Source organism: Luteimicrobium album, from assembly GCF_030161555.1.
Lineage (GTDB): Bacteria > Actinomycetota > Actinomycetes > Actinomycetales > Cellulomonadaceae > Luteimicrobium > Luteimicrobium album.
On record NZ_BSUK01000001.1, the window covers coordinates 3639646 to 3661663 of the forward strand.

The 22018-nt window shown below is 74.2% G+C and carries 19 protein-coding genes and 5 pseudogenes; 7 read left to right on the forward strand and 17 right to left on the reverse strand.

What is annotated here, in order from left to right; all coding sequences use genetic code 11:
• Nucleotides 1–30: 30 nt before the first annotated feature.
• Complete coding sequence (locus QQK45_RS18575; protein WP_284294481.1) at nt 31–654, reverse strand: site-specific integrase; 624 nt, start codon at nt 652–654, stop codon at nt 31–33.
• Between the two features lie 81 nt (nt 655–735).
• Here QQK45_RS18575 and QQK45_RS18580 point away from each other — a divergent pair, with 81 nt between their 5' ends.
• On the forward strand, nt 736–1371 hold the full coding sequence (locus tag QQK45_RS18580) for a TIGR03085 family metal-binding protein (RefSeq protein WP_284294482.1): 636 nt from the start codon (nt 736–738) through the stop codon (nt 1369–1371).
• Between the two features lie 11 nt (nt 1372–1382).
• Here QQK45_RS18580 and hisF read toward each other — a convergent pair whose 3' ends face one another.
• The 12 genes and pseudogenes from hisF to QQK45_RS18640 all read right to left on the reverse strand — a co-directional run bounded on the left by hisF (nt 1383) and on the right by QQK45_RS18640 (nt 12340).
• On the reverse strand, nt 1383–2153 hold the full coding sequence (gene hisF / locus QQK45_RS18585) for an imidazole glycerol phosphate synthase subunit HisF (protein WP_284294483.1): 771 nt from the start codon (nt 2151–2153) through the stop codon (nt 1383–1385).
• Between the two features lie 58 nt (nt 2154–2211).
• The gene (locus tag QQK45_RS18590; RefSeq protein WP_284294484.1) at nt 2212–2805 is read right to left on the reverse strand and encodes an FKBP-type peptidyl-prolyl cis-trans isomerase; all 594 of its coding nucleotides are present in this window, start codon (nt 2803–2805) and stop codon (nt 2212–2214) included.
• A complete protein-coding gene (locus tag QQK45_RS18595; RefSeq protein WP_284294485.1) occupies nt 2742–3254 on the reverse strand; it encodes a hypothetical protein in 513 nt (170 codons plus the stop codon). The genes QQK45_RS18590 and QQK45_RS18595 overlap by 64 nt, the downstream gene beginning before the upstream one ends.
• A 79-nt stretch (nt 3255–3333) precedes the next feature.
• Nucleotides 3334–4695, reverse strand: a complete 1362-nt coding sequence (pafA, locus tag QQK45_RS18600; RefSeq protein WP_284294486.1) for a Pup--protein ligase — start codon at nt 4693–4695, stop codon at nt 3334–3336.
• Between the two features lie 36 nt (nt 4696–4731).
• Nucleotides 4732–5442 carry a proteasome subunit alpha gene (gene prcA, locus QQK45_RS18605; RefSeq protein ID WP_284294487.1) on the reverse strand — a complete coding sequence of 237 codons (711 nt, stop codon included), beginning with the start codon at nt 5440–5442 and terminating at the stop codon, nt 4732–4734.
• Nucleotides 5439–6374, reverse strand: a complete 936-nt coding sequence (prcB, locus tag QQK45_RS18610) for a proteasome subunit beta (RefSeq protein ID WP_284294488.1) — start codon at nt 6372–6374, stop codon at nt 5439–5441. The genes prcA and prcB overlap by 4 nt, the downstream gene beginning before the upstream one ends.
• A gap of 7 nt (nt 6375–6381) precedes the next feature.
• On the reverse strand, nt 6382–6579 hold the full coding sequence (locus tag QQK45_RS18615) for a ubiquitin-like protein Pup (RefSeq protein ID WP_284294489.1): 198 nt from the start codon (nt 6577–6579) through the stop codon (nt 6382–6384).
• A gap of 111 nt (nt 6580–6690) precedes the next feature.
• Nucleotides 6691–8302 (reverse strand): annotated as a pseudogene (gene dop, locus QQK45_RS18620) (depupylase/deamidase Dop).
• A gap of 74 nt (nt 8303–8376) precedes the next feature.
• A complete protein-coding gene (arc, locus tag QQK45_RS18625) occupies nt 8377–10026 on the reverse strand; it encodes a proteasome ATPase (protein ID WP_284294490.1) in 1650 nt (549 codons plus the stop codon).
• A 132-nt stretch (nt 10027–10158) separates the two neighbouring features.
• Nucleotides 10159–11243, reverse strand: a pseudogene (locus QQK45_RS18630) (tRNA (adenine-N1)-methyltransferase).
• Nucleotides 11244–11267: 24 nt separating this feature from the next.
• Complete coding sequence (locus tag QQK45_RS18635) at nt 11268–11690, reverse strand: hypothetical protein (RefSeq protein WP_284294491.1); 423 nt, start codon at nt 11688–11690, stop codon at nt 11268–11270.
• Nucleotides 11636–12340 (reverse strand): site-2 protease family protein, encoded by a 705-nt coding sequence (locus QQK45_RS18640; RefSeq protein ID WP_284294492.1) that lies wholly within the window; start codon nt 12338–12340, stop codon nt 11636–11638. The genes QQK45_RS18635 and QQK45_RS18640 overlap by 55 nt, the downstream gene beginning before the upstream one ends.
• 303 nt (nt 12341–12643) lie before the next feature.
• Here QQK45_RS18640 and QQK45_RS18645 point away from each other — a divergent pair.
• Nucleotides 12644–13291: pseudogene (locus QQK45_RS18645) on the forward strand (RecB family exonuclease); the annotation flags it as partial.
• A gap of 147 nt (nt 13292–13438) precedes the next feature.
• Here the strand turns inward: QQK45_RS18645 and QQK45_RS18650 are convergent.
• On the reverse strand, nt 13439–14158 hold the full coding sequence (locus QQK45_RS18650) for an HAD family hydrolase (RefSeq protein WP_284294493.1): 720 nt from the start codon (nt 14156–14158) through the stop codon (nt 13439–13441).
• A 104-nt stretch (nt 14159–14262) separates the two neighbouring features.
• Here QQK45_RS18650 and QQK45_RS18655 point away from each other — a divergent pair, with 104 nt between their 5' ends.
• From QQK45_RS18655 to QQK45_RS18670, 4 genes are all read left to right on the forward strand, one after another.
• Entirely contained in the window at nt 14263–15126 is an 864-nt protein-coding gene (locus QQK45_RS18655) for a PAC2 family protein (protein ID WP_284294494.1), read from the forward strand.
• A gap of 64 nt (nt 15127–15190) precedes the next feature.
• Entirely contained in the window at nt 15191–15685 is a 495-nt protein-coding gene (locus QQK45_RS18660; RefSeq protein ID WP_284294495.1) for a GNAT family N-acetyltransferase, read from the forward strand.
• Between the two features lie 232 nt (nt 15686–15917).
• A complete protein-coding gene (locus QQK45_RS18665) occupies nt 15918–16523 on the forward strand; it encodes a class I SAM-dependent methyltransferase (protein WP_284294496.1) in 606 nt (201 codons plus the stop codon).
• Between the two features lie 63 nt (nt 16524–16586).
• Nucleotides 16587–18107 carry an HNH endonuclease signature motif containing protein gene (locus tag QQK45_RS18670; RefSeq protein ID WP_284294497.1) on the forward strand — a complete coding sequence of 507 codons (1521 nt, stop codon included), beginning with the start codon at nt 16587–16589 and terminating at the stop codon, nt 18105–18107.
• A gap of 129 nt (nt 18108–18236) precedes the next feature.
• Here QQK45_RS18670 and QQK45_RS18675 read toward each other — a convergent pair whose 3' ends face one another.
• The 3 genes and pseudogenes from QQK45_RS18675 to QQK45_RS18685 form a co-directional block, all read right to left on the reverse strand.
• Nucleotides 18237–18695: a GNAT family N-acetyltransferase gene (locus tag QQK45_RS18675; RefSeq protein WP_284294498.1), complete on the reverse strand. Its 459-nt coding sequence runs from the start codon at nt 18693–18695 to the stop codon at nt 18237–18239.
• Nucleotides 18692–20054 (reverse strand): annotated as a pseudogene (gene mshC / locus QQK45_RS18680) (cysteine--1-D-myo-inosityl 2-amino-2-deoxy-alpha-D-glucopyranoside ligase). Before mshC ends, QQK45_RS18675 begins: the two are co-directional and overlap by 4 nt.
• Before the next feature lie 74 nt (nt 20055–20128).
• Nucleotides 20129–21007: an undecaprenyl-diphosphate phosphatase gene (locus QQK45_RS18685; RefSeq protein ID WP_284294499.1), complete on the reverse strand. Its 879-nt coding sequence runs from the start codon at nt 21005–21007 to the stop codon at nt 20129–20131.
• Between the two features lie 25 nt (nt 21008–21032).
• Here QQK45_RS18685 and QQK45_RS18690 point away from each other — a divergent pair.
• Nucleotides 21033–22015, forward strand: a pseudogene (locus QQK45_RS18690) (aldo/keto reductase).
• The last annotated feature ends 3 nt before the right edge of the window (nt 22016–22018 follow it).

Genomic DNA, 22018 nt, shown 5'->3' on the forward strand with positions numbered 1-22018 from the left:
CCGCCACCTCTCCCTCGGCTGGCACCCAGGCTAGTGGCCGTCGTCGGCCTCGTCGCGCGCCACGACCCACGCACGCCGGACCTGCTCGAACCGGGTCGGGAGCGGGCGTCGTCGCCCGCCCTGCTCGGCGGCGGTGCGGTGCACGTAGCGGCGCCACGACAGCACGAGCCCCTGGGCCGTGATGGGCAGCCCCTTGGAGACGGTCACCCCGTTGTCGTGCGTGTGGTGCACGGTGAGCAGCAGCGCACGGGGCACCGACCCCTCGAGGTCCGTGCACAGCTCCTCGCGGACCTCGAGCCACCGGGCGAGGACGGTGGCCGCACCGGTGTCGAGGACCTGGTCGCGCACCGTCCGGTGCTTGCCGTGCCGCACCCGGACGACGCCGCCCCGACCGTCGCCGGGAGGGTCGAGCTCGAGGTCGTCGACCGTGACCCGCAGGAGGTCCCCGTAGCGCGCTCCCGTGCAGCGCGCCAGCCCGGCGATCACCGCGAGGCGGACCTCCTCGTCGCGCACCGGGACGCGGGACGCGCGGGATGCGAGGTCGCGCCAGACCCACTCGGCCTCCTCGAGGTCGACCGTCGGGCGCGGGTAGCGGCCGGCGGCCCCGCCCTCCAGGGCCGGGGTGGGGGTGACGTCGGCGTCGTGGGTGGTCACGGGAGGAGCGTACCGCTTGGCACAGTATTTTGTCTGGTTCCACCGGGGCGGCCGAGCCCCGGGCGTGCCAGGATGAGCGACATGCCCGATTCCGGTGGCCCGTCACGCCACGCTCGTCTGCGCGCGGGCCTCGCGGCCGCGCTCGCCGCGGCCGCCCCCGACGATCCGACGCTCTGCGAGGGCTGGGAGGCACGCCACCTCGCCGCGCACGTCCTCACCCGCCAACGAAGCCCGCGGATCCACTCCCCCGCCTTCTGGGCCCTCGCCGACCGTGCGCAGGACCCCGCGGTCTACGCCGACCTCGTCGCGCGGGTCGCCGCCCCGCCGCCGCGCCTGTCCCCCAGCGCCTGGGCCGGGAACCTCATGAACGTCACCGAGTTCTTCGTCCACGCGGAGGACGTCCGCCGCGGCCCGCGCGACGTCCCGTCCCGCGCGCTCGACGACGACGTCGTGGCGAGCCTGTGGCGCCAGCTCGGCCTCGCCGGCCGGCTCTCCTACCGCGGCGCGGCACCCGGCGTGCTGCTCGTCGCCCCCGGGGTCGGGCGCCGCCGGGTCTCGCGTCCGCACCACGGTGCGGGGACCGTCGTCGTCACCGGGGAGGTGGGCGAGCTCGTCCTCCACGCCTCCGGACGCGGCCGGCACGCCCACGTGGCCGTCGAGGGGACGGACGCCGACGTCGCCGCGCTGGACGCCGTCCAGCCGGGCCCGCCCGTGTAGCGCCTCGGGGCTCAGCGCACCTCGACGCCCGCCTCGCGCAGCGCGTCCTTCACGTCCGCGACCGTGAGGCGCCCGAAGTGGAACACGCTCGCCGCGAGCAGGGCGTCCGCGCCCGCCCGGGCCGCCGCGACGAAGTCCTGCGGCGTGGACGCGCCGCCGCTCGCGATCAGCGGGACCCCCACGGCCGCGCGCACCGCGCGCAGCATCTCGAGGTCGAAGCCCTCGTAGGTGCCGTCGGCGTCCATCGAGTTGAGCAGCACCTCGCCCGCGCCGAGCTCGGCGGCCCGCGCGGCCCACTCGACCGCGTCGATGCCGGTGCCGCGGCGCCCGCCGTGCGTCGTCACCTCGAAGCCGCTCGGCGTGCTCACGTCGCCCTGGACGCGGCGCGCGTCGACCGACAGCACGAGCACCTGGTTGCCGAACCGGCCCGCGATCTCCGCGATCAGCTCGGGCCGGGCGATCGCCGCGGTGTTCACCCCGACCTTGTCGGCACCCGCACGCAGCAGCGTGTCGACGTCGTCGACCGTCCGCACCCCACCGCCGACCGTCAGCGGGACGAACACCTGGTCCGCCGTCCTGCGGACCACCTCGTACGTGGTCTCGCGGCCGCTCGACGACGCCGACACGTCGAGGAACGTGACCTCGTCGGCGCCCTGCGCGTCGTACCGCGCGGCCAGCTCGACCGGGTCTCCGGCGTCACGCAGGTTCTCGAAGTTCACGCCCTTGACGACCCTCCCCGCATCGACGTCGAGGCACGGGATCACGCGGACGGCGACGGGCACGGGGACTCCTTCGGGGTCGTCCCGGCGAGCCGGGAGCGGGACGTGGCGGAAGGCGGGATCACTTGCCGGACGTCGAGGTCGCGGGCGGCGACACGTCGGCCGGCTTCGCCTTCTTCCCGACCTGCGGCCCGGTGCCCGGCGTGTGCGCGTCCAGGATATCGACCACGAACACCAGGGTCTGGTCCGCGAGCTTCGAGGAGGTGCCCTGGTAGCCGAGGTCGGGCGGCACCACGAGCATCACCTGGGACCCGACCGGCAGCTCGAGCAGCCCCTGGTCCCAGCCCTCGATGACGTCCCCGACGCCCAGCCGGAACGTCAGGGGCAGCTTCTTGCTCCCCCACGTCGTGTCGAAGACCTTGCCGTCCTTCCACGTGACGCCCGTGTACTGGACGGTGACGAGCTGACCCGCCTGGACCTGCGGCCCCGTCCCGCGCACGAGCGGGAGCACGGCGAGCTCGCTCGGAGCCGTCGCGCCCTTCGGGATCTTCACGGTCGGGGCGCCGTCGTCGGCCCGCGTCACGACGGGCTCACCCTTGCTCTGCGCCACGGTCTCGCCGACCGCCCGGCCCGGCAGGACGTCGACGGTCGTCACCAGCGGCACACCCTTCGACTCGGCGACGTCGAGCACCCGGCTGCCCGACGTCCGGCCCACGACCATGCGGTACAGCGCCGTGCCGAGCGTCTTCTCGTCGATCCGGACCGCCCGCGGCTCCCCGCGAACGAGTTCGCGACGACCTTGCGGGTGCGTCCGTCCTCGGCGTACGTGTCGAGCACGACGACGTCACCGTCCTTCACCTTCGGGCCGACGCCCTCCCAGACCGTCTCCATGCGCTGCGCGGTGACGGTCAGCGGGGTGTCGTAGGCGAAGCTGGGCGGCGACCAGGCGCTCCCCGTGACCTGGACGTCCGCCTGCGTGGAGCCCGTCACGGTGGCCTGGTCCTGCGGGTCCTCCTCGCCGCACGCGGCGACGGTCGCCACGAGCCCGAGGGCCACGACGAGCACCGCCACCGACCGGGCACGGCCGGCCCGCCGGAGCGGCCGGGGCCGTCGTCGGAGACTGGTTCGGGGCGCGGCGGATCGACGGTGGAGCGGTGGGGTCACGGGCCACAGGGTAGCCGGGCCACCCACGTGAGACCTGAGACCCCGCTGCCCGGCGGGCGCCGGAAGGAGCGCGCGGCCCTCACATCGACTCGATGAGGCGCTCCACGCGGTCGTCGACGTTGCGGAACGGGTCCTTGCAGAGCACCGTGCGCTGCGCCTGGTCGTTGAGCTTGAGGTGCACCCAGTCGACCGTGTAGTCCCGGCGGGCCTCCTGCGCGGCGCGCACGAAGTCGCCGCGCAGCTTCGCGCGCGTCGTCTGCGGCGGGACCGCGGTCGACTCGAAGACCTCCAGGTCCGTGACCACGCGCTCGACGAGCCCCCGCTGGGCCATGAGGTTGTAGAGCCCCTCGGTCCGCGAGATGTCGTGGTAGGCGAGGTCGAGCCGGGCGATGCGGGGGTCGGTGAGCGGCAGGTCGTGCTTGGCCTGGTACCGCTGGATCAGCTTGAGCTTGATCACCCAGTCGAGCTCGCGGTCCACCAGGGACAGGTCACCCGACTCGAGCGCGCGCAGGCCACGCTCCCACAGGTCGAGGACCTGCTTGATCATGGGCGTCGGCTCGACGTGCGCGTCGACGTGGTCCTTGACGCGCTGGAGGTACTCGGACTGCAGCTCGATCGCGGTCGCGGTCCGGCCGTTCGCGAGCTGGACGGGCACCTTGGCCGTGATGTCGTGCGAGATGTCCCGGATCGCGCGGATCGGGTTCTCGAGCCCCAGGTCGCGCATCGGCACGCCCGCCTCGACGAGCCGCAGCACGAGGTCGGTGGCGCCGACCTTGAGCACCGTCGTCGGCTCGGCCATCGACGAGTCGCCCACGATGACGTGCAGGCGCCGGTAGCTCTCGGCGTCGGCGTGCGGCTCGTCACGCGTGTTGATGATCGGGCGGGACCGGGTGGTCGCGCTCGAGACGGCCTCCCAGATGTGGTCGGCACGCTGCGACAGCGTGTACGTGGCGCCGCGGGGCGTGGCCAGCACCTTCCCGGCGCCCGTCAGGATCTGGCGCGTGATGAGGAACGGGACCAGCACGTCGGACAGGCGCGCGAAGTCGCCCTGCCGCCGCACCAGGTAGTTCTCGTGGCAGCCGTACGAGTTCCCGGCCGAGTCGGTGTTGTTCTTGAACAGGTGGATCCGGCCAGCGAGGCCCTCGTGCTCGAGCCGCTGCTGCGCGTCCGCGACGAGCCCCTCGAGGATCCGCTCACCGCCCCGGTCGTACGCGACGAGCTGGCGCACGTCGTCGCACTCCGCCGTCGCGTACTCCGGGTGCGACCCAACGTCGAGGTACAGCCGCGAGCCGTTGCGCAGGAAGACGTTCGACGACCGCCCCCACGCCACCACCTTGCGGAACAGGTAGCGCGCGATCTCGTCCGCGGACAGGCCGCGCCCGTCCTCGGCGGCGCACATCACGCCGTACTCGGTCTCGAGCCCGAAGATGCGTCGGTCCATGGGTGGTCTCCTGTCTTCCCGAGGCCTGCTCGCGACCTAGCGCTGCGCGAGGAGCTGGTCGAGGGCGGGCGTCGTGAGGCGTCGGAACGCGCGCCGTCTCGCCGTCCGCTCGAGCACCGCGGCCTCGAGCTGGGCGGCAGGCACCTCCTGCGGCTCGGCGCCGTCGCCCGTGCCCTCGCCGCTCGCGGCGAGCGCCCGGGTCGCGAGCGTGAGGACCTCGGGCAGCGCCATGCCCTCGTGCCACTCCTCGCGCAGGCGCGCGCCGAGCTCCTCGGCCTGCCCGCCCATCGCGACGACGCTGTGCTCGTCGGCCACCGACCCGTCGTACGACAGCCGGTAGATCTGGTCGCCCGCAGGCTCGTCGGCGACCTCGGCGACCACGAGCTCGACCTCGAGCGGCTTCGACTCCGTCGTGAACACCGTCCCCAGCGTCTGCGCGTACGCGTTGGCGAGTCCGCGGGCCGTGACGTCGGAGCGGTCGTAGGAGTACCCGCGCAGGTCCGCGTAGCGCACGCCCGCGACCCGCAGGTTCTCGAACTCGTTGTACTTGCCGACCGCCGCGAACGCGATCCGGTCGTAGATCTCCGAGATCTTGTGCAGCGCGCGCGACGGGTTCTGGGTCGCGAACGCGATGCCGTCGTCGTACTGCAGCACGACGACGGAGCGGCCTCGGGCGATGCCCTTGCGCGCGTAGTCCGCCCGGTCCTTCATGAGCTGCTCGGGCGAGACGTAGAAGGGCATGCTCACGGGGCGTCTCCCTCGCTGTCGGTGCGGCGCGCGCCGCCGTCGCCCAGGTCCTCGGGCGGCACGGGGCGCGGCTCGTCGGACGGGTTGGACGCGCTCGTGCGACGGACGCCGCGTCGCGCGTCGTTGGCGGCGGTCCGCTCGGCCACGATCTCGGCGGCGAGCGCCGCGAGCTCGTCGTCGCCGACCCGCCGGTAGCCCTCGGCGTCGACCGTCGCGACGACGGGCCAGATCCGGCGCACGGGGTCCGGGCCGCCGGTCGCGGAGTCGTCGTCGGCGGCGTCGTACAGCGCCTCGACCGCGACGTGCACGGCCCCCGTCGCGTCCAGGCCCGGGCGCCACAGCTTCTTCAGGGCGCCGCGCGCGAACACCGAGCCCGAGCCGACGCTGTGGTGGTCGTGCTCCTCGTAGCGCCCGCCCGTGACGTCGTAGGAGAAGATCCGCCCCGCGCCCCGGTCGAGGTCGTAGCCCGCGAACAGGGGGACCACCGCGAGGCCCTGCATCGCGAGCCCGAGGTTGGACCGGATCATCGTGGACAGCCGGTTGGCCTTGCCGTCGAGCGAGAGCAGCGAGCCCTCGATCTTCTCGTAGTGCTCGAGCTCGAGCTGGTAGAGCCGCACGAGCTCGAGCGCCAGACCGGCGCTGCCCGCGATCCCGACGGCCGAGTATTCGTCGGCCGGGAAGACCTTCTCGATCTCGCGGCTCGCGATCATGGCGCCGGCCGTCGCGCGGCGGTCGCCCGCCATCACGACGCCGCCGTCGTAGGTGACGGCGATGATCGTCGTGCCGTGCGGCGCCACGGGGGCGTCGCCGGCCGGGAGCACCCGGCCCTCGGGGAGCAGGCCGGGGTCGTGCGCGGCGAGGAACTCGACGAACGACGCCGAGCCGGGTGTCGTGTACGCGCGAGGGAGCCTCGCGTCAGCCTCGGGTGTCATGGGCGTCCTACTGCCCGCCCTTCTGGACGAACCCGCGCACGAACTGCTCGGCGTTCGCCTCGAGGACGTCGTCGATGTCGTCGAGGAGCGCGTCGACGTCGGCGTCCTGGCCCTGCGGCGCCGCGGGCGGCGGGGTGGGGGTGGCGTCGTCGTCCGGCACGTCGTCCTCGCGGCGGACGTGCTGCTGCTGCTCGCGATCTGCCATCGTCGTCTCCTTCGTGCTCGTCGGTCCTCGGGCCGTGCGTGCCCCGCTGATCCGTTCCGTGTCCAGCCTAGGCCGTGCGGGGCCGCCCGGCCGGACCGTCCACGCCGTCCCTCACGTCCCGGACAGGCCCGCGAGCAGCGCAGACGCGTCCGCGCTGCGGTCGAGCAGGTCACCGAGATGCCCCCGGGTCCCGCGCTCGGGGTCCGGCATGGGCACGCGCTGCAGCGACGGCGCCCCGGGCACGTCGAAGATGATCGAGTCCCAGCTCGCCGCGGACACGTGCTCCCCGTACCGGGCCATGACCTCGCCCCGGAAGTAGGCGCGCGTGTCGTCGGGCGGGTGGTGGACGGCGCGCGCCACCTCCTGCTCCGTCACGACCCGCTCGACCGCGTCCTTGGCGAGGAGGCGGTGGTAGATCCCGCGCTCGGGCCGCACGTCGGACCACTGCAGGTCCGTCGCCGCGAGGCGCGGGTGGTCCCAGTCGAGCCCGTCGCGGCGCCGCAGCCCGTCGAGGATGCGGAGCTTCGCGACCCACTCGACCTGGCCGGCGACGCTCGCGCGGTCGTGCTCCAGGCCGTGCAGCACGCGGGCCCACCGGTCGACGACGGCCCGGGTCTCGTCGTCCGGCCCGGCCCCGGCGGCGAGGGCGTCCACCGCCTCCCGCGCGGCGTCGAGGTACGTCCGCTGGATCTCCAGCGCCGTGAGCTCGCGGCCGTCGGCGAGCCGGAGGGTGGTCGTGAGCGTCGGGTCGTGGCTGACGCGCTGGACGTCCCCGACCGGGTCGGCGAGGCGCAGCGCGGCCAGCCGGGCGTACGCCGCGGGCAGCTCGTCGCGGCGCTCGATCAGGCCCAGGACGAGCGACGTCGTCCCGAGCTTGAGGTACGTCGCGACCTCGAGCAGGTTCGCGTCGCCGATGATGAGGTGGAGCCGGCGCCACCGCTGCCGGTCCGCGTGGGGCTCGTCGCGCGTGTTGACGATGGGACGGCGCAGCGTCGTCTCGAGTCCGATCTCGGCCTCGATGTAGTCGGAGCGCTGCGCGAGCTGGAAGCCTGCGTCCGCGCCCGTCTGGCCGAGGCCCACCCGCCCCGCGCCCGCGAAGACCTGGCGCGTGACGAGGAACGGCATCAGGAGCTGTGCGAGCTCGGCGAACGGCACGTCGCGGCGCACAAGGAAGTTTTCGTGGCAGCCGTAGCTCGCGCCCTTGCCGTCGACGTTGTTCTTGTACAGCGCGACCGGGCCGCCCGGGAACGGCGCCAGCTCGCGCGCGGCGGCGAGCATGACGCGCTCCCCGCGACGTCGAACCGGACCGCCTCGCGCGGCCCCGTGACCTCGGGCGACGAGTACTCCGGGTGCGCGTGGTCGACGTACAGCCGCGCGCCGTTGGTGAGGATGACGTTCGCGGCGCTCGGGTCGTCGTACTCCTCGGCCTCGGGCCGGTCGAGGGCCTCCGTCGAGCTCTCGCCGCCGTTTGACGACACCGGGCCGGGCGCGACCGGCCGGTCCGGGTCGTCCGTGAGCAGCGACGGGTGGGCCGACGCCCGGCGCAGGTGGAACCCCCGCGCGTCGTGCAGGGGTCCTCGTCGTCGTAGTCCCAGCGGGCGCCGCGGCCGCCGCCGACGGCCGCGAGCGCCCGGTACGTCGTGACGACCTGGGACGACAGGAGCATCGGGTTCGCGTACGGGCGGCCGGGCTGGAGGACGCCGTACTCGGTCTCGATGCCCATGACGCGGCGGACCGAGAGTGGAGCGGTGCCGCTCGGCCCCGCCGTCTCACGGACGGCGTCGTCGGGCCCAGCCGTCACAGGTACTGCCCGGTGTTCGTGACGGTGTCGATGGTGCGGGCCGCGGCGGCCGCCTTGCCCTTCTTCTCGACGATCGTGCGGATGAAGACGATGCGCTCGCCCTTCTTGCCGCTGATCCGGGCCCAGTCGTCCGGGTTGGTCGTGTTGGGCAGGTCCTCGTTCTCCTTGAACTCGTCGACGCACGCCGACAGCAGGTGGTCGACGCGCAGGCCGCGCTGGCCCGTGGTCAGGAAGTCCTTGATCGCGGTCTTCTTGGCGCGGTCGACGATGTTCTGGATCATCGCGCCCGAGTTGAAGTCCTTGAAGTACAGGACCTCCTTGTCGCCGGACGCGTAGGTGACCTCGAGGAACCGGTTCTCGTCGTCCTCGGAGTAGATGCGCTCGACGACGGCGCGGACCATCGCATCGATGGCCTCGGCGGCGTCGCCGTGGTGCTCGGCGAGGTCGTCGGGGTGGATCGGCAGGTCGGTCGTGAGGTACTTGCCGAAGATCTCCTTGGCGCCCTCGGCGTCGGGCCGTTCGATGCGGATCTTCACGTCGAGGCGGCCGGGGCGCAGGATCGCGGGGTCGATCATGTCCTCGCGGTTGGACGCGCCGATGACGATGACGTTGTCGAGGCGCTCGACGCCGTCGATCTCGGACAGCAGCTGCGGGACGATCGTGGTCTCGACGTCGGACGACAGGCCCGTGCCGCGGGTGCGGAACAGGGACTCCATCTCGTCGAAGAACACGACGACGGGCATGCCCTCGCTGGCCTTCTCGCGCGCGCGGGCGAAGATCAGGCGGATGTGGCGCTCGGTCTCGCCGACGTACTTGTTGAGGAGCTCGGGGCCCTTGATGTTGAGGAAGTAGCTCTGCACGCTCTCCCCCGCGGCGGCGTCGCGGGACTCGGCGGCGCGGCGCTGCCCGACCATCTGCGCGAGCGAGTTGGCGACCGCCTTCGCGATGAGCGTCTTGCCGCACCCGGGCGGGCCGTAGAGCAGCACGCCCTTGGGCGGGCGCAGCCCGTGCTCGCGGTAGAGGTCGGGGTGGGCGAACGGCAGCTCGACGGCGTCGCGGATCTGGTCGATCTGCGGGCCGAGGCCACCGATGTCCGCGTAGTGGATGTCGGGGACCTCTTCGAGGACGAGCTCCTCGACGTCGGACTTGGGGATGCGCTCGAAGACGAAGCCCGAGCGGGTGTCGATGGTGACGGCGTCGCCGACGCGCACCTGGTCGGTGACGGACCCGGCGATGCGCGCGACGCGCTCCTCGTCGGCGCGCCCGACGACGAGGACCCGGCCCTCGGGCAGGAGCTCCTTGACGGTCACGAGCTCGCCGATCCGCTCGAACCCGCCGGCCTCGACGACGGTCATGGCCTCGTTGAGCTTGACCTCCTGGCCGGGCCGCAGCGAGGCGACCTCGAGCGAGGGGCTCGTGCCGACATGCATCTTGCGGCCCGCCGACATGATGTCGACAGTGCCGTCGGGGCGCGCGCCGACGAAGACGGCGTAGGTGCCCGGAGGCTTGGCGAGCTCGTCGATCTGGCGCTTGAGCTCGACGATCTGGTCGCGGGCCGCGACGAGGGCGTCGGCGAGCCGTTCGTTCTTGGCCGCCAGCAGTCCGAGCTGCTGGTCGCGCGGGTCGCGGATGGGGGCGTCGGTCATCTCGTCCTCCCCTGTCGTGGGACTACGACCTTAGTCGGCAACACCGACACCGCGCCGGACGTTCCACGCAGCGACACGCGACCTTCACGTGACGGGTCTCACACCGACCCCCGTCGACCCCCGCACGGCGCGTCAGCCCTGGTCGGCGCCCTGGTCGGGCGCCTGCCCGACGCTGCGCCGCACCCGCCGGATCTTCTTGGGCGACACGGGCCGCTCGCCGAGCGCCTCCTCGGTCCACTCGGTGCCCGCGGACCCGTCCGCGCGCTCGTCGCCCGCCACGCCGTCGGCGGCGGAACCCTCCGTCACGGGGTAGGCGCCCTTCGCGGGGCGGCGCCTGCGCTCGGGCGCCTGGACACCGTCGGCGAGGCGCCGGGTGGTCAGGAGGAAACCGGTGTGGCCCATCATCCGGTGCTCGGGCCGCACCGCGAGGCCTTCGAGGTGCCAGCCGCGCACGAACGACTCCCATGCGGTCGGTTCGGTGTAGCGGCCGTCGTCGCGCACGTCCTCCGCGAGGCGGGAGAGCTGGGTGGTGGTCGCGACGTAGCAGCACAGCACGCCGCCCGGCGCGAGGGCCTCGGCCACGGCGGCGAGGTTCTCCCAGGGCGCGAGCATGTCGAGGACGACGCGGTCGACCGTCCCCGGCCCGGCCACGGTGGGCAGGACGTCGGCGAGGTCGCCGACGCTCAGGTCCCAGGCGGGGTGCGGGCCCCGAAGAACGCCTCGACGTTGCCGCGCGCGATCGCCGCGAAGTCCTCGCGCCGCTCGATCGAGTGCAGCGACCCGCCGTCGCCGACGGCGCGCAGCAGCGAGAGCGTCAGGGCTCCGGACCCCACGCCGGCCTCGACGACGCGTGCGCCCGGGTAGATGTCGGCCATCGTCACGATCTGGCCGGCGTCCTTGGGGTAGACGACCGCGGCCCCGCGGGGCATCGACAGGACGTAGTCGGACAGCAGCGGCCGCAGCGCGACGTACGCGGTGCCGCCCGTATTCGTCACGACCTGGCCCTCCGGGGCGCCGATGAGCGCGTCGTGCGCGAAGTACCCGCGGTGCGTGTGGAACGTCGCGCCGGGCTCGAGCGTGATGGTGTGGAGCCGGCCCTTGGGGTCGGTGAGCTGGACCTTGTCGCCCGGCCGGAACGGCCCGCGCCGCAGGTCGGCGCCGGTCGATGCGGGCGTCGCGGGCGCGGTGGGGGTCGCGGGAACCTCGTCAGGAGTCACGACCGACCAGTGTAGGTGGGCGGGTCAGGCGGGCTTCGCGTTCGCGGCCCGCACGGCCTCGACGACGGTCTGCACGGGCAGCAGGCCGACGACGGAACCCTGCTGCGTGACGGCGAGCACCGGCCCGGTCGGCGCCGCCTCCGCGACGGTGCCCACGAGCTCGCTGCCGGTCGTCGCGACGTCGACCACGGCGTCGGGTCCGAGCGCCTGGGCGACGGCGGACACCGGGGTCGTGGCCGCCACCGGCTCCGGTACGGACGCGAGGGCCTGCGGGTCGACGGCGGCCACCGCGATGCCCGCACGGTCGACGACGACGAGCGCGTGGTGCGGCAGGCTCACGGCCCGCGCGTCGGCCACGGTGCCCGTGTCGTAGACCAGCCGGACCGGCAGCATCAGGTCGGCCGCACGCAGGTGGGCGACGGCGGCGCGCGCCTTGCCCGACGCCACGGCCGACGAGGCCCCTGCCACAGGAAGCCCCCGATCAGCACGCCCCAGATCACCGTCGTGAGCGACGGCTGCCCACCGCGCGCGAGCGGCACGCCGACGGCCCACACGATGACCGCGACCGCCACGGCCCGGCCGACCCAGCCGGCGGCGACGGTGCCCTTCTCGCGGTTGCCCGTCCCGCCCCAGACGGCGGACTCGAGCATCTGGCCGCCGTCGAGCGGGAGCCCGGGCAGGAGGTTGAAGATCCCGACGAACGCGTTGGAGAACGCCCCGGCGTACAGGAGCAGGCCGGCGATCGAGGCGTCGCCGCGGACGGGCTGGAACGCGGCCCAGAAGGCCCCCGCGAGCACGAGGTTGGTGACGGGGCCGACGACGGCGACGAGGAACGCGTCGAGGGGTCCGCCGCCGCCCCCGTAGGCGGTGTGCCCGCCCCACAGGGTGAGCGCGAGCTCGTGGACCTCGTGGCCGCGGGCGCGGGCGACGAGGGCGTGCGCCGCCTCGTGGAGGAACACGGACAGGAAGAGCAGGAGGACGAACGCGAGCGCGACGACGTAGGTGCCAACCCCGAGGTCGGGCGAGACGTAGCGCACGGTCGGGGCGAAGAGCACCGTGAGCACGGCGGCGGCCACGAACCAGGAGGGGGTCACCACGACAGGGGCGCCGGCGAGCCGACCGATGACCCAGCCGGACGAGGTGCGGCGCGGGCGGCGCCCGCGGGGGCGGGGGTCTGACTCACCTGGTCAGCCTAGTGGTCGCGGCTGGGCGGACGCTGGGGCGGGGCTGAGGCCGTGGCCCGTGCCTGTGGAGGGAGGACGGCACGGTGGGTGCCTGCGGCTAGGGTCCGGGGCGTGGCTGTGACGGACGAGACGCCGACCGCGACGGGGACACCCGGTGCGCCGGACCAGGACGGGGTGCGGGTGCCCGGGCTGTCGCCGTCGCGCGCGAACGACTTCATGCAGTGCCCCCTGCTGTTCCGGTTCCGCGTCGTGGACCGGCTGCCGGAGCCGCCGAGCGAGGCGGCGGCGCGGGGCACGCTGGTGCACGCGGTGCTGGAGCGGCTGTATGACGCCCCTGCGGGGGCGCGCACGCCGGAGCGCGCGCTCTCGCTGCTGGGGCCGCAGTGGGAGGCGCTGCAGGAGGCGCGTCCGGAGTACGCAGGGCTCGTCCAGGACGCGGCGGGGCTCGAGTCGTGGCTCGGCCGGGCCGGCGAGCTCGTGGGGACGTACTTCCGGCTCGAGGACCCGAACCGGCTGGAGCCGCGGTCGCGCGAGCTGACGGTGCGCCACCAGCTCGACGACGGGCCGCAGCTCCGGGGCATCGTGGACCGGCTCGACGTGGCGCCGTCGGGCGAGGTGCGGGTGGTGGACTACAAGTCCGGCCGGTCCCCGCGGCCCGGCTACGGCGGGTCGGCGGAGTTCCAGATGCGCTTCTACGCGCTGGTGCTGTGGCGCTCGACCGGCACGGTGCCGCGGATGCTGCAGCTCGTGTACCTGGGCGACGGACAGGTGCTGCGCTCGGCGCCGACGGTGGCCGAGCTCGAGCACACCGAGCAGCGGGTGCGGGCGGTGTGGTCGGGGATCGAGTCGATGGCCCGGGCCGGGCACTTCCCGCCGCGGCGGTCGGCCCTGTGCGGCTGGTGCGCGCACCAGGCGTCGTGCCCGGAGTTCGGGGGCACTCCCCGGCGTACCCGGCCGAGGCGTCGCTGCGGTCGCTCGGAGTGGCGCCCGAGGTGGTGTGACGGTCCGCGGTCAGCCCGCTGCGCCGTCGAGCAGGTCGAGGGTCTCGCCGGACGCGATCCGCGCGAGGGTGTCGACGTCGAGCTGCTCGAGCGACGCGATGCGGGTGAGCCCCGGCGCCGGCTCGACGGGGACCACGACCTGCACGCCGACGGTGCGCGCGCCGGACGCGAGCGCGGACGCGATGCCGGGGCGGGAGTCCTCGACGGCGACGCACGCGGCCGGGTCGACGCCGAGCTGCTCGGCGGCCCGCAGGTAGGGCTCGGGGTGGGGCTTGCCGTGCGTGACCTCGTCGCCGCACACGACGACCTCGAACGTGCCGGCCGGCGACGCCTCGACGATCGCCTCGGCGAGCACGCGATACGACATGGTGACGAGCGCGCACGGGATCCCGGCCTCGCGCAGGGCCGCGAGGAGCTCGCGGGCGCCGGGCTGCCACGGGACGGCGTCGTGCAGGTGCTCGACCAAGCGCCCGACGAGCCGTTCGACGATCTGCTCGGGGGCGAGCGGCACCCCGTGCGCGGCGATCATCCCGGCCGCCTCGAGCAGGGGCCGGCCGACGAGGGTGAGGCCGTCCTGGTAGGTCCACGTCAGGCCGTGCTCGGCGACGAGCTCGGTCTCCGCGGTCATCCAGTAGGGCTCGGTGTTGACGAGGGTCCCGTCGAGGTCCCAGAGCACCGCGGCGGGCGTCGTGGCGGTGGTTCGGGCGGCCGGTGGGGACTGTTCGCTCACCGCACCATCGTAGGTGGGCGGCTCGGCCCGGTTCCCGCGCGACGTTCGCAGGGGGCGGAACGCGACGCCGCCGCGGGCCCCCGGGCGCCCCGTAGGCTGGAGCGATGACCGACCCCCAGGCCGCACCCTCCGGCCGGCGCCCCGGACGCGCCGTGCTGCTCGCCGCGTTCGAGGGCTGGAACGACGCAGGCGGCGCCGCGACGGCCGCGATCGAGCACCTGCAGGACGTGTGGGGCGCCGTCGAGGTCGCGCGCCTCGACCCCGAGGAGTACCACGACTTCCAGGTGAACCGGCCCCAGGTCGCCGTCGGCGACGACGGGAAGCGGACCATCGAGTGGCCCACGACGACGGTCTGGACCGCGACCCTGCCGACGAGCGGGCGCACCGTCGTCCTCGTGCGCGGGATCGAGCCCTCGATGCGGTGGCGGTCGTACTGCCGCGAGCTGCTCCGCCACGCCGACGAGCACGACGTCGAGACCGTCGTGACGCTCGGGGCGCTGCTCGCCGACGTCCCGCACACCCGCCCCATCCCGCTCACCGCGACGAGCGAGTCGGTCGGCTTGCAGGCCGTGCTCGACGTCGAGCCCACCACGTACGAGGGGCCGACCGGGATCGTCGGGGTGCTGCAGCACGCGGCCGCCGAGCACGGGTGCGCGTCCGTGTCCCTGTGGGCCGCGGTGCCGCACTACGTCGGGCAGCCACCGTCGCCGAAGGCGACCCTCGCGATCCTGTCGCGCGTCGAGGACCTGCTGTCGGAGCCCGTGCCGCTCGGCGAGCTCCCCGAGGACGCCGTGGCCTGGCAGACGGGCGTCGACGAGCTCGCGTCCGAGGACCCCGAGATCGCCGAGTACGTGCGCCAGCTCGAGGAGGCCAAGGACACCGCCGAGCTCCCCGAGGCGTCGGGCGAGGCCATCGCGCGCGAGTTCGAGCGGTACCTGCGGCGACGCGACGACGGCCGGCAGGGCTGAGCCGGGCCGCCGCACTCGGCGGATTCAGCTGGGTCTCGGCGCCACCGCTTCGTACGGTCGCACCATGACTCTCCTCGTACGCGCCTTCCGAGCGTCCGACCTCGACCCGCTCGTCGAGCTCTCGCTCCGCTCCTGGGAACCGGTCTTCACGGCGTGGCGGGCGGCGCTCGGCGAACGGATCTATCGGCTCGCCTTTCCCGACTGGCGACCGACGCAGGCCGCTGCGGTCCGGTCGGCGTGCGAGGCGAACGCGACCACGAGCGTGGTCGCCGAGCTGGACGGCGCCGTCGTCGGCTTCGCCGTCGTCGTGCTCGGAGAGCCGGACGACGTCGGCACGCGGGCGGCCGACCTCGAGATGATCGCCGTGGACCCTGCGGCGCAACGCCAGGGCATCGGGCGTCGGCTCGTGGATGCGTCCGTCGCGATCATGCGCGAGGCCGGCTGCCGCTACGCGAACGTCTGGACCGGGGGCGACGAGGGGCACGCCCCCGCCCGGGCGCTGTACGAGTCGGAGGGCTTCACACCGCTGCCGGTCGTGCACTACTACCGCGCCCTCTGACCTCGCGCGAGCCGCGGCCACCGAACGGCGACGAGAGGGCTACCGTCTTCTCCGTGGCGACCCCCGACGGCCTTGGCACGACGACGCACGTCCACCAGCCCGAAGGCGGCGACGCGAGCCGGCCCTGGCTCGCGCTCGCCCGGGACTACGAACGGGCCCGGGCAAGGAGGACTCGCTCGACACGCTGGTCGAGTGGCCGGCGCAGCGCGAGGTCCTGGGCGACGTCACCGGGTTGTCGGTCCTCGACGTGGGGTGCGGCAACGGGGCCAAGCTCGCCGAGCTCGTCGCGACCGGCGCGACGGCCTGCGTCGGACTCGACATCAGCGGCAACTTCCCGCCCGCCCCGCCGGCCGGCCTGGAGCTCGTCCAGGGCGACCTCTCCGAGCTGGAGCGCGTACCGGAACTCAGCGGCAGGACGTTCGACCGCATCACGTTCCTGCAGTCCATCGGCTACGCGAACGACCCGGTGCGCACCCTGCGTGCGGCACGGGCGATGCTGGCCGACGACGGGTTCATCCTGGTGACCCGGACGCACCCGATCCGGTACGCCGTCGAGCGGTCCGAGCAGAACGGGACCAGCCTCGGAGAGGAATACTTCTCCACGGACCGCTTCACCTACTACCACCAGGGCTGGAACGACCAGGTCGCGCTCACGAAGCGCGCCTACACCGTCTCCGACCTCCTCAACACGTTCAGCGTGGCCGGACTCAGGGTCGAGCACGCGAGCGAGCCTCAGCTCTCCGAGGACGCACGACGCCGCTACCCGCACAAGCAGGCGTGGATGGACAAGCACCTCGGCATCCTGATCTTCACGCTGAGGCCGATCCCCGGTCGGTAGCGCCACCCATCGAATCGAACACCTGTTCGAATGAATGTCGGTGGCTCGGTGTTGACTGGTGCCATGACGACGACGGCCGGCGAGCAAGGTGAGCACAGTGAGCTCACGCTCCGTGGCGGCGCGGGCATCGTCACGGACCAGGGCCCGCGCGAGGTCGAGGCCCTCGGCGAGGCGATCGACGCGATCGTCTCGCTCGAGACGGCGATCCGGAAGCTGACGGCGTTCCGCACCATGATGGTCGACGCCGCACGTCGCCGGGTCCCCGCCGCTGAGGTCGCGCTCCTCTCACCCGCGTCGCCCGCGGCCAAGGGTCCGGAGCTGTCCGAGCGGGCCGAGCTCGCCGAGCGTGCGTTCGTCGCCGACCTCGCGACCGCGCTCCTGCTCCCCGAGCCCACGACGCGCGCGCTGGTCGAGGACGCCCGCTCGCTGGTCCACGACCTGCCCGCGACGCTCGACGCGCTCGCCGACGGCTCCATCTCCTACCGGCACGCCCAACGGATGATCGAGCACACCGCGGACCTGGAGCCCGAGGCGACGCGCGCCGTCGAGGCGGCTGCTCTCGCCCGCGCCGGCTGCGTCACGCCGACGGGTCTGGCCCGCCACCTGCGTCGCGCCCGCGAACGAGTCCAGCCCGAGCGGCAGGCGGTACGGCACCAGCGTGCCGCCACGGACCGGCACGTTCGCCTCGAGCCGGCCGCCGACGGCATGAGCTGGCTCACCGCGTTCCTCCCGGCCGCGACCGGCCACGCCGTGATGGACCGGCTCGACCACGCGACCACCGCCCTCGCGGGCCGCGACGAGAAGCGCACACGCGACCAGCTTCGCGCCGACGTGCTCGCGGCCCTCCTCCTCGACGACGCCGGCGGCACGGCAGCCGGCGCGTTCGCGCGCGTCGCGCCGGCTCCCACCAGCACCGAGCGCACCGTCGACGATCGTGCGGCGGTCGCCGGCGTCGCGCGGTCCGTGGTGCCGCGCGTCCACGTCACGGTCCCCGTGCTGACGCTGCTCGGCCAGGGCGACGAGCCCGCCGACCTCGACGGCTACGGGCCGATCGACGCGGGCACCGCCCGCGAGCTTGCGGCCGGCGCCCCGTCGTTCACGCGGCTCCTCACCCATCCGCACACCGGTGCGGTCCTCGACGTGGGGCGCGAGTCGTACGCCGTCCCCGCGGACCTGCGCCGCCACCTGGTCGTGCGCGACGCGACCTGCCGGTTCCCGGGCTGCGGGCGGCCGGCTGCCGCGTGCGACGTGGACCATCTCGTCGCCTACACCGACGGCGGCGCGACCAGTGCAGACAACCTGATCCACCTGTGCCGGCACCACCACCGGCTCAAGCACGAGACGGCGTGGCGCCCGGCGTCGAGCCGCGACCCGGCTGCTCCGCCGGGCTCGGTGACTTGGACCTCCCCGACCGGCAGGACGCACACCAGCACGCCTGCGACGCCGGCGGGGCGGCCGAGCTTGGACCGGACGGGGGTGAACCCGGCGGGTGGCGCGAACGCACGTCCGCGAGCGCCGGGCGGGCGTCCCGACGACGATCTCGGGCCGCCCCGTTCTGACGGACGGCGCCGTTCGGCCCGATGACTGCGCGACAGACGGCCGCGGGAAGGCAGCACCAGCCCGTCGTCGCGCGCGTCGCCGTGAGTAACCGACTCGAGCGCGACGCCTGCCGCCACGAGGTTGGGCCGTCGGGCGGTTCGGACGAGCGGTGGCTCAGGCGGGAGGCGCGCCCAGGGCGCCGCGCGCCTGCCGGACCATCGCCCACTCGCCGGGCTCACCGAACCCGTGCGCGGCGTACAGCCCGTGGGCGTCGCGCGTGACCAGGACCCAGCGGAAGTCGGCGCCGGGCCCGTGGTCGACCATGGTCTCGACGAGCCGGTGCCCCAGCCGGTGCCCACGGTGCTCGGGCGCGACGAACACGTCGGCGAGGTAGGCGAAGCCGGCGCCGTCGGACACGGCCCGCGTGAAGCCGACCTGGGCGCCGTCGGCGGCGTACGCGCCGACGACGCGCCACGCCCCGGCGACCTGCGCCTCGACGTCGACGCGGGTCCGCCAGCGACCCCAGCACGCCTCCGTGGACAGGAACCCCCACACGGCGTCGAGGTCGAGGCGGGCCGGGTCGTCGCTCAGCTCGTACCCGCCGCTGTGCGGCGCGGGCTCGGTCCCGCTCACAACCGCACGCCGAGCAGCGCGTCGACCGCGCGTGCGACGACACCGGGGGCACCCTCGTCCCAGCCGTCCTCGGTGTCGGCGCCGGGGGCGAGCGCCCGGTCGGCCCATGCGTCCACGACGCCGAGCGCGCGCGGGGCGTCGAGGTCGTCGGCGACGGCGGCCCGGAGGCCGGCGAGCGTCGCGTCGGCGGACGGCCCCCGTTGCCCGCGAGCGCCGCGCGCCACCGGTCGAGACGGGCCTGAGCGCTCGCGAGGTCGTGGTCGGTCCACTCCCAGGGGGTGCGGTAGTGGTGCGCGAGGATCGCGAGCCGGATGGCCATCGGGTCGACGCCGGCGCGGCGCAGGGTGGAGACGAAGACGAGGTTGCCGCGTGACTTGCTCATCTTCTCGCCCTCGTAGGCGAGCAGGGCGGCGTGGAGGTTGACCCGGGCCGCGCGGCCCCCGGCGGGCACGGACTCCACGGCCGGAGCCTCGGCCGCGTCCGGGCCGGTGGCGTCGAAGACGTCGTCGGGCAGGACGCGCAGGTGCGAGCTGGACATCTCGTGGTGCGGGAACAGCAGGTCGACGCCGCCGCCCTGGACGTCGAACCCAGGGCCGAGGCCGTGGGCGCCGATGAGGGCGCACTCGATGTGCCAGCCGGGGCGCCCGGTGCCGAGGTCACCGCCGTCCCACGCGGGCTCACCCGGCCGTTCGCGCCGCCAGAGGAGCGGGTCGAGGGCGTCGCGCTTACCTGGACGGTCGGGGTCCCCGCCCCGCTCTGCGAAGAGACCGAGCATCGCGTCGCGGTCCAAGCGGGCGACCGCTCCGAAATCGGCGTCGACGGACAGGTCGGCGTACACGTCGCCCAGGTCGGGCCGGTCTCCCCGGCCCCGTCCTCGAGCGGCACCCGGTAGGCCGCGCCCGAGGCGACGAGCTCGCTCACCGCACGGACGACGTCGGGCACGGTCTCCACGGCACCGACGTACACGTCGGGCGGGATGACGCCGAGGGCGGCCATGTCCTCTGCGAACAGCGCCGTCTGGGCGGCGGCCAGCTCGCGCCAGTCGACGCCGGTCGCGTCGGCGCGCTCGAGGAGCGGGTCGTCCACGTCGGTGACGTTGGACGCGTAGGTGACCTTCTTGCCGGCGTCGCGCCAGGCCCGCTGGAGGAGGTCGAACGCCACGTAGGTGGCGGCATGACCGAGGTGGGTCGCGTCGTAGGGCGTGATGCCGCACACGTACATGCGGGCGTGCGGCCCGGGAGCGGCGACGACGAGCCCGCCGGTGCTGGAGTCGCGGACCCTGATCTCGGCCGGGCCGTCGGGGCCGGCGTCCGGGGGTGACGGGAGGGCGGGGATCTGCGGCGCGGGCCAGGAGTGCACGCGCCCAGTCTAGGTGGGTTCGTGCCCCGCCCCGGAGCCCGTCCGACGACGGCTCGGGCGCCCGTCCGTCGACGTCAGACGGCGCCGGCGAGGTTCCCGACGGGCTCGAGCGCCCCCGTCAGCAGCAGCAGGACCACGAGGACGGCCAGGCCGATCCGGTACACGACGAACGGCTTGTAGGAGTACGTCTCGACGATCTTGAGGAAGCCGATGATGACGACGTAGCCGACGAGGAACGACACGATCGTCGCGACCAGCGTCGGCCCGAAGCCGGGGGCGTTCGCCACATGGTCCCCACCGACGGACTTGGCGAGCTCGAAGAGCCCCGACCCGAGCACGGCGGGCACGGCCAGCAGGAACGAGTACCGCGCAGCCGCCTCGCGCGTGAAGCCCATGACCAGACCAGCCGTGATGGTGCCGCCCGACCGGGACACGCCGGGGATCAGCGCGAGGGCCTGGGCGAATCCGAAGGCCGTCGCCCGGCGAGGGTTGAGCTCGTCGAGCGTGCGCACGTGCTGACCCCGCTTGTCGGCCCAGCCGAGGATCAGGCCGAACGCGGCGAGCGTGAAGGCGATGAGCCACAGGTTCCGGAAGTGGGTCTCGATCGCGTCCTGGAACGCGAGCCCCAGGACGATGATGGGCAGCGACCCGAGCGCGATGTACCAGGCCATGCGCGCGTCGGGGTCGTGGGCGCCGAAGCGCGCCGCACGGTCGCGACCCTGCGCGCCGGTGACGGCGTGCCACCACGCGATGCAGATCCGCTTGATGTCGCGGCGGAAGTAGAGCAGCACCGCGGCCTCGGTGCCGATCTGGATCATCGCCGTGAAGGCGGCGCCGGGGTCACCCGCGCCGATCAGCTCGCCGACGATGCGCAGGTGCGCCGACGACGACACGGGCAGGTACTCGGTGAGGCCTTGCACGAGGCCCATCAGGATGGCTTGCCACATCGACACGGGGCGCCACGATACCCTGCCGCGCATGGAGCAACGCGTCGTCGGTCACAGCGGTCTGCGGGTCTCCGAGCTGGGTCTCGGGACGATGACCTGGGGGCGCGACACGGACGCCCTCGACGCCGCCGACCAGCTCCGGGACTTCGTGGACGCCGGCGGCACGCTCGTCGACACCGCCGCGTCGTACGGGGGCGGCGACGCCGAGCGTGTGCTGGGGTCGCTGCTCGAGGGCCAGGTCGACCGCTCCGAGCTCGTGCTGTGCACCAAGGCGGGGCTGGTCCGCACGCGCGACGGTGCCCGCGCCGACACCTCGCGTCGCTCCCTGCTGGACGGTCTGGACGCGTCGCTCGCCCGCCTCGGCACCGACCACGTCGACCTGTTCCTCGTCCACACGCCCGACGCGTCCACGCCGCCCGCCGAGGTCGCGGACGCGCTCCAGCAGGTCGTCGCCTCGGGACGCGCGCGCTACGTGGGCCTGTCGAACCACCCGGCCTGGGCGTCGTCGTACCTCGCGGGGGCGCTCGCCCGGACGCAGGCCCCGGTGACCACGCTGCAGCTCGAGTACTCGCTCGTGCAGCGGGGGTCGAGCACGAGGCCCTGCCCGCCGCCCGCGCGCTCGGACAGGGCGTGCTCGCCTGGTCCCCGCTCGGCCGCGGGGTCCTCACGGGCAAGTACCGGGGCGCCGTCCCGTCCGACTCGCGGGCCGCGTCGCCGCACCTGGGCGCGTTCGTGTCCCAGTACCTCGACGCGCGGGCCACGAGCGTGGTGGAGGCGGTCGCGACGGCAGCGGCCGGGCTCGGGCGCGAGCCGCTCGAGGTCGCGCTCGCGTGGCTCCTGGCCCGTGCCGGGGTCGCGTCGGCGATCGTGGGTGCGCGCACGCCCGGCCAGCTCCAGGCCTCGCTCGCGGCGCTCGACCTCGTGCTGCCCGCCGAGCTCTACGACGCCCTCGACGACGTGTCCGCGCCCGAGGCCGGCTACCCCGAGCGCTGGGACGGCGCCCCACCGCTCTGACTC